Here is a 12,862-nt window from a genome sequence, read left to right as displayed (position 1 = left end):
TCTCAATAAAAAAATTAATATGACTAGAACAAAAGAAGGGTTCATCAATAAAATACATCTAATTATTTCGGTGTTCATTGTTGTGCCTGTATCTTTTGTTTACGGTTTTAATCCAAGTAAGCAATTCAATATTCATTTAAATACTACTGACGAGCATAACTTCTTTAAAGCAATTATGGGGTTGTATTTGGGGTTTTCTATACTTTGGATTTTGGGCATATGTAAATCGAATTATTTAAAACTGGCCTTGGTTAGTAATGTAGTTTTTATGTTGGGTTTAGGTTTTGGTAGGTTGCTAAGTTTTGTTTTAGATGGTACTCCTACATTTGCTTTTGTTTTTGGAACTTTTGGAGAACTTGTACTTGGGTTTTACGGTCTTTGGGTATTAAGTCGCTTTAAATAATTGTATCTTAGGGTAAAATCCATTGTTATGAAATTAAAAACAATACTCATTATCTTAGGAAGCATTGTAGCATTATTTTTTATAGCGCAAATTATTTATTATTACAGTGTACAAAGTGGTATAGAAACCTATCCGTATACACTAGTAAAAAGCTACGACGATATTGAGATTAGAAAGTACGAAGCCTCATTGTTCACTTCGGTAAAACTTAACAGCAGTAATTATAAAAAGGCATCGAGTGAAGGATTTTCAGTCTTAGCAGGTTATATTTTTGGAGATAATAAAGAAAATAAAAAAATAGCAATGACATCGCCGGTGGCTATGACCTTAGAGGATTCTACAACAATGCTATTTATGGTGCCGCGACAATTTAAAAAAGACGATTTACCGGCACCAAATAAAAAAGATATAGAATTTAAAGACATGCCAGCAAAAACTATGGCAGCTATAACATTTGGCGGGTGGGCAAATTCAGAAAAAATAGAACGGTATAAATCTAAATTAAAAGCTGCTTTAGAGGCTAAGGCTATTAAACATACCAATACATTTTATTTTTTTGGTTATAATGCGCCTTTCGAAATGATACATAGAAAAAACGAAGTTGTTGTAGAACTACAATAGTTCTATTTTTTAAAAACCAGCAATTAAGGCACCACAAACGCCTAAACTTATAATAAGGTATACGGCAGCGAGTATAAAAAAAACTTTAGCTGCTTTTTTATTGTTTTTAAGTAATATCGCTCCAATAATAGCCAATAAAATTGCAGGACCGAACATAATGGCAACAATCATCAATATTAAACCATCAAAATTCATATTCGGACTTAATACATGTATCATATAATCTCGTTTCTTAGTGCTTCCAGTCGTTCTTTTTTTTCATCCCTATAAAGCAAATTCATGGTTTCAAAAGGAATAATTTTATTGTCTTTATTCACAATATGTACACACGATTTTTTAATGGCGCGCACATCAAAGTTATAAGCATCAATAAATTGCATGATAATAATACGAAATAAATTATCGTAACCTAAGTTTGGCGCATCAATATTTGGCAAGCAGCACATAATACTTTTTAGGTTTTCTTCGGCAACCTCCACGGAATTACCAGTGCTAAACAGTTCAATCATTTTGCCATGAAGCTGTTCGTCTTGCTCGTAAATAATGGTGTTTTTACTGTTGTCCAACAAATCATTCGGGTTAATGTAGCGCGTTAACGGAAACACTTCACCATCCAATTTTAAGGCATACCCCATTACTAAAGCATCAGGATTGCAAGGTACAGGCAACAAATCGTCCGGATTAAAAATATCCGTTTGTTCCATAATTTTTCGGCGTACTTCGGTAAGGGTCATCCTGTCTGTTTCAGGATTAAAATTCTCTAATCTTCCCGCAATTTGTGTGGGCTGAAACGTTACACCGCGCACACATTTTTGTTGTAAAGCGTAGTCTATAATTTTTCCAATCTCATGATCGTTCAAGCCTTTTTGGAGGGTTACCACCAAGGTGGTAGATAAGTTCAAGGCATTCAAATTCTCCAAGGCCTGTGCTCGAATATCCCATAAATCAGCACCACGCAATTCTTGCAATACACTATTTTCAAACGAATCAAACTGTAAATAAATTTCAAAATCAGGCGCGTAAGTTTTAAGGCGTTCCGCGAAAGCAATATCCTTAGCAATTTTAATCCCGTTTGTATTCAGCATTAAATGCCTAATAGGTAGCGATTTGGCATAATCCATAATTTCCCAAAACTGTGGGTGTATGGTTGGTTCGCCACCCGAAATTTGCACCACATCAGGCTCCTTTTCATTCCTCACAATAGTATCGAGCATTGCCTTCACCTCGTCTAAAGTACGATGTCGCCCATAAGTGGGCGACGATCCCGCATAACACGTGGGGCAGGTTAAATTACATCGGTCTGTAACTTCCACAACCGTTAAGCACGAATGTTGCTCATGGTCTGGGCACAAGCCACAATCATACGGGCAACCATAGTGCGTTTGTGTGTTAAATTTATATGGCGTTTCACTTGGTTTATTGTAGTTCCTAATGTTTTTGTAATAGGCAATATCGTCGGCAATTAATACCTTAGAATTTCCATGTTCATTGCAACGTTTTAGCATGTACACATTACCATTTTCAAACACAATTTTAGCATCCACACGCCGTAAACATTCAGGGCAAAGGCTTAAGGTAAAATCGTAATAGGTATAATTTCTTGTTGGCATAAAATAATTTTTATTTGGGCGTTACCCTCCTAAGGTCAGGTCAGGCTTTCGGCAGTCGCTTCCCGCAAAAGGCGGGAGAGCTTCAACAAATGCCTCAATCCTTAACGCGGGAGTGTTTGCTAACTTATAGTAAAGCATTAAGCACATCTGATTTTGCGATTCAAAATAATAAAACTCTACCAAAGGATTAATTACCAATCATCTTTGTTTTTACTACCATTTATTAAAAAGTTCAAAAGTTTATTATTAATAGAATTCAAAAGGTTACTTATTATTTGTGGATAGTCCTTAACAATTTTTTTAATTTTACCGTTTTTCTTGTAATAGTATTTTGGATTAATTTTTGTCCAACCAGAAGCACTTCTAGTTTCAAGTAAAATAGGCTCAAACTTATAACGACCTTCCTTAAAAGAGACAGAAATAACATATTTCAAATCCTCTGAGTATTCTATACCTAGGGCTTTATATTTTAGACACGCTTTTTCAATACCAGTAAATCTAATTTCTTCATTCTTAATTTGAGTATTTATTTCAACATCTGGATTTAAATATGTTTTTTTTACCCATTTAACAGACCCTGTAAATAACTCTTCTTGAGTTTTTGATTTAACATTATTGACAATGTAAGCTGGATTGACCCCATTTTCATTAAATGAAAATTTATCTTGTGAGATTAGGTTGATTGAAACGAAAAAAACGAAAACTTGTAATATCTTCATAATTTGAATTTTATCCTAAAAAGAAATTTATAGTAATAAAACCAACAAACTACACATAAAATTTGAATTGTACTTAGTCCAAACACATAAAACACATTAGGTTTTAAAAATTCAATAAAAAACCGAAACGTAAAATACAAGATCATAAACCATTTAAAGAGGTCGCCATTTTTCAGGTTTCTATGCTTATGAAGCTGTTTCAAACCCAAAAACAAAATAATTAAAAATACCAATTCGTATAGTGAAGTAGGATGACGCAGCACACCATCGCCTAAATCCATTCCCATAAAAAATGATGTTGCGTTACCATAAGTAAATTCGTTTACACCAGACAAAAAACAACCAATACGTCCAATAAAAATGCCCAAAATAATAGGAAACACAAACAAGTCTCCAGACGATTGGGTTTCACCTATAATTTTTTTAGCCATTTCTACGCCTAAAAGTCCCCCAAACAAACCACCCATAATGGTTTTGGTGTTCAACAGTTGAATGATATTTTGTTGCGACAATTCAAAAACAGGATTTTCCAAAATGCCCACCAATCTAGAGCCAATTAATGCACCCAAAGCAGCCCCAAGAATAATTGATAAGCGGTTATTTGAGGAAATATGGTCTCTATATTTCCGCCTTAAAACCACATAATATCTAAACGCCACAAAAAATGCAAGATATTCTAAAACCAGATGCACGTTTATGTTATAGCCAAATAATTGAGGTTCGAAAGGGATTTGCAATAGTCTATTTTTTTATAAATATAGATGTTTTGTACGAAGCAGAACGATAAATTATACGGTCTGCAATAGCACAAGTTTTAAACCTTTACTAGTTTTTAAAGTCATAAACGTTAATATTGTAACATATAATTAAACTATCTATGTTAAAAACCCTTACAAGGATTAAAAAGCAAACAAAAAACATTTTTTTAGTATTTGTTGTTCTTACAACTTTTTTAAGCGCCCAAAACAACAACTTAAATTTAGAGATAGAAAAAACATATGTACATACCGATAGAACAACTTATACCTTAGGAGAAACATTATGGTATAAAACATATACGGTCTATGCGCATAATAATTTATTGTTTGATAATAGTAAAATTTTATATGTAGAATTAATTTCTTCAGATTCTAAAATAATTGCCCGTAATCATACAAGATTAGTAGCGGGTTTGGGCAACGGCGATTTTAAACTAACTGAAAAATTAGGAGTAAAACCAGGAAAATATCAAATAAAAGCGTACACAAATTGGATGCGTAATTTTGGAGAGGATTTTGTTTTTAAGAAAGAAATAGAAGTCTTAGATATTTATAATGCCATTCCTAAAACAGTTAATACGGCTATAACTAGTGGAGATAAGAATACTCCCGAAATTAAAAAACCAAAATTTAATATTCAGTTTTTCCCCGAGGGAGGTTCTCTTTTAAAAAATGTCTCAAGCGTAGTAGCTTTTAAAGCTGTTGATTTAAATGGAAACCCAATACAAGTTCAAGGTCAAATTTTAGATGAAAAAGGAGAAATTATTACCTTTTTTTCCAGCGTACACGACGGTATGGGGAAATTCCAATTAAAGCCTACTAGTGGTAAAAACTATTTCGCTAAGGTTACTACAACCAATCAAGATGAAACTAAAGAGCCGCTTCCTAGTATTATAAATGAAGGCTTTAGTTTAGGCTATAAAGTTGTAAAAGGTAAAAAAATTATCTCCATACAAACCAATGCTGAAACCCTGCTAAAGTATTCCAAAAAACCAATAACAATTAGTTACAGCTCTAGAGGGGTAACCTATTTTGTTGAAACACTAGAACTAACTGACAACAAGCTGTTTATTGAGTTGCCTGAAGATAATCTACCAGAGGGTATTAATCAAATTACATTATTAGATGATGCATTACGCCCACAAAGCGAAAGGCTGGTGTATGTAGAAAAAAATAAAGATGTAAAGGTTAAGGTAAGCACAAATAAAACAATTTATAAACCTAAAGAAAAGGTAGCCATTAGTGTATCTTCAAAAAATAGTTTTGGTGAAGCTGTAGCTGCTAGTTTTTCAATAGCAGGAATAGATCTTAATGGCGCAGAAAAAGCAAGTGCTTACGGAACAAATATTAGTTCGTATTTCCTAATGGAGTCAGATATTAAAGGCGATGTATATAATCCAGGATATTATTTTAATCCTAATAATCCAAACAGGCTTCAGTATTTAGATATATTACTTTTAACCCAAGGGTGGAGAGATTTTTTGTGGAAACAACACTACAAGCTAGATAACAACCGCAAGTACAACGTTGAAAAAGGAATTAACATAACAGGAATTGTAAAAAAGATTTTTGGTAAAAAACCAGTAATAGGCAATACGGTATCTTTATCGCTAATAGGCAAAAGAAGCCTTAAGTCTCTTAATGCTATTACAAATTCTAAAGGCGAATTTAAATTTGAAAATTTAGATATAATAGGGACCAACCGGATACATTTAAAAACTACCAACAAAAACGGTAAAGAAACAGGAATGTTAGTTCTAGATTCTATTTTCAAAGCACCTATTACTACTGATTATAAAGGCGGACGTAATGCTTTAAGAAGCATGTCGCAAAACACAACAATTGCACAAAATATTTATAAAAAACATGTAGAATTTAAGGTAGATCCAGAAAATATTCTAGATGAAATTGAAATTGTTGCCAAAAAAAAACCGACTCCAAGTTTTTACGGAAAACTAGATTACTCATTCGATATAGATGAAAATTCACCTACTTACGCTAATGTTTATCAGTTAATTGAAGCTACAATTCCAAATGTAGTTTTTGAAGAAGAATCAGGTTTTAGATTTATTAGAAATTCTGGTCCAGCCTTGTTAGTTATTAATGGGAAAAGAACAGATTACGTTAGCGATTTAGACTTTCTTTTACCAGATGATATCCTTAAACTAGAGGCTTCCAATGGCCCCAGAGCTACAATGATTTTTGGTAACGAGGCCTCTAATGGCGCTATTATTATTTATACAAAGCGAAATATAACAGGGCAAACTAAAGAAAATTTACAAGTTATAGAGACACAAATCAACGGATACCATCAAGCACGTATTTTTTACACTCCAGATTTGAATTATGAAAATTCTGAGGAACACAAAGAAGACGCCATACGTAATACAGTATACTGGAATCCTTATGTTCATCCTGATAAAACAGGGGTATTTAATGGTATTTACTATAACACCGCAGTAGAAACCAATGTAAAAATAACTTTAGAAGGCATTACAGCTAATGGCATTCCTATTGTGGTTAACACCTATTACACTATCGAAGAATAGCATTTTTTTAGCATCATTTAAAAGAAAAACTTCATAACTGGCATATTCTATGTGCGTTTTCGCTATAAAAACTATAATTTTGCACACCAATAAAAAATTGTGGTAAAAATAGACAACATAGAACTTCCTGATTTTCCATTGCTTTTAGCACCAATGGAAGATGTTAGCGATCCGCCGTTTCGTGCCTTATGCAAAGAGCAAGGTGCCGATGTGGTGTATACCGAATTTGTGTCTAGTGAAGGCTTAATTCGTAACGCAGCAAAAAGCGTTATGAAGCTGGATATTTATGAAAAAGAACGTCCTGTAGGCATTCAGATTTTTGGAGCAAATTTAGACAGTATGCTTCAAACCATTGATATCGTTGAGAAATCCAATCCAGATATTATCGATATTAATTTTGGGTGTCCCGTAAAAAAAGTGGTGAGCAAAGGGGCGGGAGCAGGCATTTTAAAAGATGTGTGCTTAATGGAAAAATTGACTGCAGAAATGGTAAAACGTACCAATTTACCTATTACTGTAAAAACCCGTTTGGGTTGGGATCACGATTCCATAAAAATTGTTGAGGTTGCCGAAAGACTTCAAGATGTGGGCTGTAAAGCCATTGCAATTCATGGTAGAACCCGTGCGCAGATGTATAAAGGTAATGCCGATTGGAAACCCATTGCAGCGGTAAAAAACAACCCACGTATGCATATTCCCGTTTTTGGAAATGGCGATGTAGATACCCCCGAAAAAGCGGCCTTAATGCGTGATGAATTCGGATTAGATGGCGCCATGATAGGTCGTGCCAGTATAGGCAACCCTTGGTTTTTTAAGCAAGTAAAACACTACTTCAACACAGGAGAGCATTTAGCACCCATTTCTTTGGAAGAGCGTGTAGAAGCGGCACGCCGCCATTTACAAATGGCTATAGATTGGAAAGGCGAAACCTTAGGCGTTTTTGAAACCCGCCGCCATTACACCAACTACTTTAAAGGCATTCCACACTTTAAGGAATACCGTATGAAAATGGTAACTAGCGATCATTCCGAAGATGTATTTGCTGCTTTTGATGAGGTATTGGAAAAGTTTGCAGGTTATCAGTTTATGTAAGCCCCAACCCCAAAGGGGGAATTCTCACTCAAACACAGAAATTGTTCCCAATAAATGTGGTATATATTTTTACTAAAAATCCTAAAAGGAGTGTCAGTTCTAGTGATACCGAGACATAAGGAAATGTATCGAGAACTATTCGTTTTGTTTAATTGAAAAAAGTTGATGTTCTTATGAAAGACCTTATCGGTCTTACAACGTGTCGTGAAGCGTTGGATAAAATTAGCTAAAATTCAATTAGGGGAGAAGCGGAATGGTTTTTTGAGAATTCAATGCAATTGAATTCACCAGCGATATGCACGTTACTTTGTTGTGCTTTCGTGCTAATTCAGATCATCGTTTAAGCTATCAGGATCTTTTCTTGCGTCAAAAATGGTGATAATTTCAATTTCTTCATCACTCCACTTTATTTGGTAGTAAAATGTTGTTTGCTTTGTCACGACACATTTGTAAAGTCCATTAAAATCAATTGATTGAGGACAACTTTCAGGCTGTGAAGATATTTGATTTATTTTATCAGTGAATTTTGCAATGAATTCTTCCTTAACCTTATAATTCCATTCCCTTAACAGGTAATCAATAAGTGCGAGGAATTTTTCATTAGCTAAGTCAGATAGTTAAACTTCCATCAAGAAATCTTTTTAAGAATATCATTGTAAGAAGTTCTCTTTCCTTCTTCTAATTGTTTGATTCCTTTTTTTATTTCAGCTTGATCTTGAGGGCTTAACTCATTCCAGAAGTCCTTTTTTTCTTTTTTCACATAATCGGAAATCTTCTTGATAAATTCGTCACTTTCAATGTTTAGAATCATCTTGACTAACTCGATTTTTGATGTTTTAATATCCATAACTCCCTCTTTTAATCAAATATACTAAATATCTCAATTCAAATCCTAGCATGAAGCACAACAAAATTATTTATTGTACCCAATGCCAATGGTTATTGCGTGCCACATGGATGTCTCAAGAATTACTTACAACTTTTAACGAGGAGGTTAACGAACTTACTTTAGTTCCAGGCACTGGTGGTATTTTTGAGGTTTACGCCAATGAAGAAAAAATATGGTCTAGAAAAGAGATGGGTAGTTTTCCTGAAATTACGACCTTAAAAAAGCGAGTAAGGGATATAATTGCCCCCAATAAAAGTTTGGGGCATATTGATAGAAAAAAATAAGGTCTTACCTGCTTTTAACCTGCCCTTACACCACCGTTTTCAAAGCGGGAAATTAAACACAACAACTACCGTCCAAATAGATGCCGGTAAGTGAGGTATAATATTCAAAAAAATAGCATAACAACGTTTCTGTTTTTCTAAACAAATCAGGTTTTAAGTCTCATCATTTTTATAACTTAGCTGTCCAAGTTTTAAACACACATCTGCAATGTTAAAAAAAGTATTTTTATGCTTCGGAATTTTAATTTCAATAGGAACAATTCAAGCACAAGAGCCCTACAAATTTACCGAGGTTATTAATTTAGAAACAACACCAGTTATTAGTCAAGGTCGCACGGGCACATGTTGGAGTTTTTCCAGTACCTCTTTTTTAGAATCTGAAATAATGCGACTTATAGGACAGCGCATAGACCTTTCTGAAATGTACACCGTTAGAAATACTTATCCTAAAAAAGCCGATAATTATGTGATGCGACAAGGCAAAGCCCAATTTAGTGAAGGTGGTTTAGCGCACGATGTATTGAATTCTGTTGCAGAATATGGGTTGGTGCCCCATACAGCTTATACTGGTTTATTGGATGGTGAAACCAACCATAACCATGCAGAACTTGTGGCTGTTTTAACAAGTATGGTGGATACATATGTAGACAACCCTGGTAAAAAGTTAAGCAAGAAATGGAAACCTGCGGTAGATGCGGTACTTTCGGTTTATTTGGGTAATAACCCTGAAACTTTTGAGTATGATGGAAAAACCCATACCCCACAGTCTTTTTTAGAAATGACCACATTACAGCCAAAGGATTATGTGAGCATTACCTCGTTTACCCAAGCGCCCTTTTATGCTGAATTTATTTTGAATATTCCCGATAACTGGAGCTATGGAAGTTTTTACAACCTGCCTTTAGATGATATGATGGTAACTATTGATAATGCCTTAAAAAACGGATTTACAGTAGAGTTAGATTGTGATGTGAGCGAACGGACATTCTCATCCAAAAGTGGTGTTGCCGTAATTCCAGAGTCTGTTGAGAACGATAAAAAGGCTTTAGAAGCTATTTACCCTGAAAAGCAAATTACCCAAGCGTACCGACAAGAGGAATTTGAAAACTTTACTACTACCGACGACCATTTAATGCACATTACAGGGCTTTTAAAAGACCAAAATGGCACTAAATATTATAAGGTTAAAAACAGTTGGGGTACAGACGCCTCTAGGAACGCCAATGGTGGCTATGTGTATTTTAGCGAAAGTTACATGCGTTTAAAGGCAATTAGTATTACGGTACATAAAGATGCGTTGTCCAAAACCATTGCTGGTAAGTTAAATATACATTAAGACACTACATTTGCAAACACACCCCGCGAGAAGGATTGCAGCGGCATCCTTTTTAAAATAAAGCATAACATAAGTTTATGTTTACAGTGCAATTTTTAAGATTATAATGTTGCTCGCTTCTCGCCATAACGTTTTAAAAAGATACAGCGGAAAGCCTGTTTGCCATTTTTATGGCAACTCGCCCAAAAAAAATTAATGATTTGTAACTAATTTTTCAGTTACTCTTGTAGCGCTTATTTTAGAGGACAGTACTCCCAAAACCGAAATGGTTAAAAACACAATAATAAAATTTTCTAACTTAATGCTTACAGGATACGCTAGGGTTGGGGTTATAGGCACAAGCCCAAAGGTTTGTTGTAAAAGTACTATGATAAACCCTAAAAACAACCCTACAATACACCCTATAAGTGTAATAGCAGAGCCTTGAATAAAGAAAATTTTTCGCATGCTTTTTATAGGAACTCCCAAATTAAAAAGTGTGTTTAGTGACGGTTTTTTTTCTAAAATCATCATGATAATAGAACCGATAACATTAAAGATTAATAATGCCGAAACCAACGTGAGCAGTAGATAAATTAATAGATTTTCACTGTTTAACATTTTGTAAAGGGCATCGTTTAACTGTACGCGGTTTTTTACCGTAACGTTATTTCCTAAAATGCGCTGTATTTGTGTTTTTATAGCTGCCTCGTCTGTATTATCGTTTAACTTAAACTCCATTGCAGAAATTTGATTTGGCTGATAATTCAACAATTGGCGTGCCAAACTAATAGGGGCATACACGTAGGTATCATTAAGTTTTTCGTTAATATCGAAAATACCAACATTCATGGCGTGTACGGTATTAAAGGCGTTTTTGGTAGAGGTTATTTGCCCTTTTCCTGGTTTTGGTACATAAATATTAACGGGTCTGCCATAATCTAAAACACCAAACGATAGGTTTTGGGACACACCCCAACCCGCCACAATTTGGTTGGTATTTTGTTCTAACCAATTGCCGTGCGGAATAACCGAATCTATTGCATTTACCTTGTTAAAGTTTTTGTCTACTCCCTTAATACTGGCCAGATAGTTTTTTCCATCGGCGTGTACCACAACGCGTTCTTCTATAACTTCAGAAAAAAGTGAAATACCGTTAATGTTATTCAGCTCTTGTCGTTGTGCTTCGGTAAGTATAAAAGATTTGCCAATGGTGGTTTCGGCCTTCAAATCGGGGTCTACAATTGTAGAAAATTGGAGCGTAAAGTCTTTTAAGCCCGCAAAACCAGAAAGTACTACAAATAAGGATGCCGCACCTAAAACTACACCCGTAAGTGCAATCATGGTAATAAAGTTAATAGCATTATTGCTACTCTTTGAGCGTAAATAACGTTTAGCTATGTAGTGTGGTACATTCATTCACCAAAAAACCGATTACGATTTTTTTCTTTTATCGAGTAAATCAGGATTTTCAAGCGGGTTCTCTTTACCTTTTAACGACTGCTCAATACGGTCTATATATTCCAAAGAATCATCAATAAAAAACTCTAGATTTGGCATGCGTCTCAGTTGGTTTTTAGTGCGTTGCGCCAATTCATGCCTAATTAATGGTGTGTTACTTCGTATACCTTCAATAAGTGTTTTAGCTTTATCGTTAGGAAAAATGCTTAGATACACTTTGGCTACCGATAAATCTACCGTTACTTTTACTTTTGATACCGATATGATGATGCCGCGCATACCGCCCTGTGTTGCTGCATTCTGTAATACATCAACCAAATCGCGTTGTAATACCGAACCTATTTTTTTTTGTCTTTGAGTTTCTTCCACGTCATATTTTTTTAGTACCCTTTGTGGGTTTTCACACTACAAAAATACAGGATATTTTGTATCTTTCTCTAAAAGTATAATTTAATGAACAAAATAGAACATATTGGTATTGCTGTAAAAAACTTAAAAGACGCCAATAAACTTTTTGAAAAACTATTTGGCACACCTCATTATAAAGTTGAAGACGTAAAAAGCGAAGGTGTTAGTACCTCATTTTTTAAAGTAGGTGAAAATAAAATAGAATTATTGGAAGCTACAAAAGCAGATAGTCCTATAGCTAAGTTTATAGAAAAAAAAGGAGAAGGTATTCATCATATTGCTTTTGATGTAGACGATATTGAGGCTGAAATAGAACGTTTAACAAAAGAAGATTTTATAGTGTTGAATACTGTTCCTAAGCGAGGAGCAGATAATAAATTGGTGGCATTTTTACACCCAAAATCCACTAATGGTGTTTTAATTGAACTTTGCCAAGAGATAAAGGGTTAATTTTTCTTGTAGAGTTTTTAGAAATATAGTAATATTGCACTCTCTTTTAAAAGAGTGATATTAGTAATAACTAATAGGTCCTATAACTCAGTTGGTTAGAGTATCTGACTCATAATCAGAAAGTCCCTGGTTCGAGCCCAGGTGGGACCACTTTAATGAAGTATAAAGCCTTGTAAATCAGGTATTTGCAAGGCTTTTTTTATAGCAGGGGACGAACGAGGGGACGAGTAAACTCAAAAATTCATGGGGTTGCTTTCTTAAATTTAATTTCTTGTTGTCAAGTTAGATATTAATAGTATTTTT

At 34.4% G+C, this 12,862-nt stretch carries 14 protein-coding genes, 1 tRNA gene and 1 pseudogene; 8 read left to right on the top strand and 8 right to left on the bottom strand.

All coding sequences use genetic code 11. From position 1 onward, the window contains the following. Nucleotides 1-19: 19 nt before the first annotated feature. Together CLV33_RS07030 and CLV33_RS07025 are read left to right on the top strand one after the other, a co-directional pair. A complete protein-coding gene (locus CLV33_RS07030; RefSeq protein WP_105473295.1) occupies nucleotides 20-403 on the top strand; it encodes a DUF4345 domain-containing protein in 384 nt (127 codons plus the stop codon). Nucleotides 404-430: 27 nt separating this feature from the next. Next, entirely contained in the window at nucleotides 431-1,024 is a 594-nt protein-coding gene (locus CLV33_RS07025) for an SOUL family heme-binding protein (protein ID WP_105473294.1), read from the top strand. Between the two features lie 9 nt (nucleotides 1,025-1,033). Here the strand turns inward: CLV33_RS07025 and CLV33_RS07020 are convergent, their stop codons facing one another. From CLV33_RS07020 to CLV33_RS07005, 4 genes are all read right to left on the bottom strand, one after another. Beyond that, complete coding sequence (locus CLV33_RS07020; protein WP_211297543.1) at nucleotides 1,034-1,243, bottom strand: hypothetical protein; 210 nt, start codon at nucleotides 1,241-1,243, stop codon at nucleotides 1,034-1,036. Next, on the bottom strand, nucleotides 1,240-2,634 hold the full coding sequence (locus CLV33_RS07015) for a radical SAM protein (RefSeq protein ID WP_105473292.1): 1,395 nt from the start codon (nucleotides 2,632-2,634) through the stop codon (nucleotides 1,240-1,242). The genes CLV33_RS07020 and CLV33_RS07015 overlap by 4 nt, the downstream gene beginning before the upstream one ends. A gap of 191 nt (nucleotides 2,635-2,825) precedes the next feature. Further along, nucleotides 2,826-3,353: a hypothetical protein gene (locus tag CLV33_RS07010; RefSeq protein ID WP_105473291.1), complete on the bottom strand. Its 528-nt coding sequence runs from the start codon at nucleotides 3,351-3,353 to the stop codon at nucleotides 2,826-2,828. Further along, entirely contained in the window at nucleotides 3,350-4,090 is a 741-nt protein-coding gene (locus tag CLV33_RS07005) for a prolipoprotein diacylglyceryl transferase (protein WP_105473290.1), read from the bottom strand. Before CLV33_RS07005 ends, CLV33_RS07010 begins: the two co-directional genes overlap by 4 nt. Nucleotides 4,091-4,230: 140 nt before the next feature. Here CLV33_RS07005 and CLV33_RS07000 point away from each other — a divergent pair, with 140 nt between their 5' ends. Both CLV33_RS07000 and dusB read left to right on the top strand, forming a co-directional pair. Continuing rightward, the gene (locus CLV33_RS07000; protein ID WP_105473289.1) at nucleotides 4,231-6,660 is read left to right on the top strand and encodes a hypothetical protein; all 2,430 of its coding nucleotides are present in this window, start codon (nucleotides 4,231-4,233) and stop codon (nucleotides 6,658-6,660) included. A 99-nt stretch (nucleotides 6,661-6,759) separates the two neighbouring features. Further along, nucleotides 6,760-7,752: a tRNA dihydrouridine synthase DusB gene (gene dusB, locus CLV33_RS06995; RefSeq protein WP_105473288.1), complete on the top strand. Its 993-nt coding sequence runs from the start codon at nucleotides 6,760-6,762 to the stop codon at nucleotides 7,750-7,752. Nucleotides 7,753-8,075: 323 nt separating this feature from the next. On the opposite strand, the pseudogene CLV33_RS06990 reads toward dusB, so the two are convergent. Together CLV33_RS06990 and CLV33_RS06985 are read right to left on the bottom strand one after the other, a co-directional pair. Continuing rightward, nucleotides 8,076-8,357 (bottom strand): annotated as a pseudogene (locus CLV33_RS06990) (type II toxin-antitoxin system RelE/ParE family toxin); the annotation flags it as partial. A 23-nt stretch (nucleotides 8,358-8,380) separates the two neighbouring features. Beyond that, nucleotides 8,381-8,599 (bottom strand): hypothetical protein, encoded by a 219-nt coding sequence (locus tag CLV33_RS06985; protein ID WP_042240348.1) that lies wholly within the window; start codon nucleotides 8,597-8,599, stop codon nucleotides 8,381-8,383. Between the two features lie 50 nt (nucleotides 8,600-8,649). Between CLV33_RS06985 and CLV33_RS06980 the strand changes: the two genes are divergently transcribed. Continuing rightward, nucleotides 8,650-8,925, top strand: coding sequence for a SelT/SelW/SelH family protein (locus tag CLV33_RS06980; protein WP_105473287.1), 276 nt, complete (start codon nucleotides 8,650-8,652; stop codon nucleotides 8,923-8,925). Nucleotides 8,926-9,133: 208 nt separating this feature from the next. Then, nucleotides 9,134-10,261 (top strand): C1 family peptidase, encoded by a 1,128-nt coding sequence (locus CLV33_RS06975; protein ID WP_105473286.1) that lies wholly within the window; start codon nucleotides 9,134-9,136, stop codon nucleotides 10,259-10,261. Nucleotides 10,262-10,453: 192 nt separating this feature from the next. Here CLV33_RS06975 and CLV33_RS06970 read toward each other — a convergent pair whose 3' ends face one another. Both CLV33_RS06970 and rbfA read right to left on the bottom strand, forming a co-directional pair. Continuing rightward, nucleotides 10,454-11,584, bottom strand: coding sequence for an ABC transporter permease (locus CLV33_RS06970; RefSeq protein WP_317045158.1), 1,131 nt, complete (start codon nucleotides 11,582-11,584; stop codon nucleotides 10,454-10,456). A gap of 90 nt (nucleotides 11,585-11,674) precedes the next feature. Next, nucleotides 11,675-12,070 carry a 30S ribosome-binding factor RbfA gene (gene rbfA, locus CLV33_RS06965; protein ID WP_042240354.1) on the bottom strand — a complete coding sequence of 132 codons (396 nt, stop codon included), beginning with the start codon at nucleotides 12,068-12,070 and terminating at the stop codon, nucleotides 11,675-11,677. Nucleotides 12,071-12,154: 84 nt separating this feature from the next. Here rbfA and mce point away from each other — a divergent pair, with 84 nt between their 5' ends. After that, the gene (gene mce / locus CLV33_RS06960; protein WP_105473284.1) at nucleotides 12,155-12,559 is read left to right on the top strand and encodes a methylmalonyl-CoA epimerase; all 405 of its coding nucleotides are present in this window, start codon (nucleotides 12,155-12,157) and stop codon (nucleotides 12,557-12,559) included. 76 nt (nucleotides 12,560-12,635) lie between these two features. After that, nucleotides 12,636-12,709 (top strand) — tRNA-Ile (locus CLV33_RS06955). The last annotated feature ends 153 nt before the right edge of the window (nucleotides 12,710-12,862 follow it).

The organism is Jejuia pallidilutea, from assembly GCF_002973595.1.
Taxonomy (GTDB): domain Bacteria; phylum Bacteroidota; class Bacteroidia; order Flavobacteriales; family Flavobacteriaceae; genus Jejuia; species Jejuia pallidilutea.
The sequence above is the reverse complement of the archived record's forward strand: the minus strand, read 5'-3'. Positions and strand labels throughout refer to the sequence as shown.

Excerpts from the sequence above, each read along its gene's own strand:
- CLV33_RS07030 (WP_105473295.1), top strand. The coding sequence starts at position 20 with ATGACTAGAACAAAAGAAGGGTTCATCAATAAAATACATCTAATTATT.
- CLV33_RS07025 (WP_105473294.1), top strand. The coding sequence starts at position 431 with ATGAAATTAAAAACAATACTCATTATCTTAGGAAGCATTGTAGCATTA.
- CLV33_RS07020 (WP_211297543.1), bottom strand. The coding sequence starts at position 1,243 with ATGATACATGTATTAAGTCCGAATATGAATTTTGATGGTTTAATATTG.
- CLV33_RS07015 (WP_105473292.1), bottom strand. The coding sequence starts at position 2,634 with ATGCCAACAAGAAATTATACCTATTACGATTTTACCTTAAGCCTTTGC.
- CLV33_RS07010 (WP_105473291.1), bottom strand. The coding sequence starts at position 3,353 with ATGAAGATATTACAAGTTTTCGTTTTTTTCGTTTCAATCAACCTAATC.
- CLV33_RS07000 (WP_105473289.1), top strand. The coding sequence starts at position 4,231 with ATGTTAAAAACCCTTACAAGGATTAAAAAGCAAACAAAAAACATTTTT.
- CLV33_RS06985 (WP_042240348.1), bottom strand. The coding sequence starts at position 8,599 with ATGGATATTAAAACATCAAAAATCGAGTTAGTCAAGATGATTCTAAAC.
- CLV33_RS06980 (WP_105473287.1), top strand. The coding sequence starts at position 8,650 with ATGAAGCACAACAAAATTATTTATTGTACCCAATGCCAATGGTTATTG.
- CLV33_RS06975 (WP_105473286.1), top strand. The coding sequence starts at position 9,134 with ATGTTAAAAAAAGTATTTTTATGCTTCGGAATTTTAATTTCAATAGGA.
- CLV33_RS06970 (WP_317045158.1), bottom strand. The coding sequence starts at position 11,584 with ATGATTGCACTTACGGGTGTAGTTTTAGGTGCGGCATCCTTATTTGTA.
- mce (WP_105473284.1), top strand. The coding sequence starts at position 12,155 with ATGAACAAAATAGAACATATTGGTATTGCTGTAAAAAACTTAAAAGAC.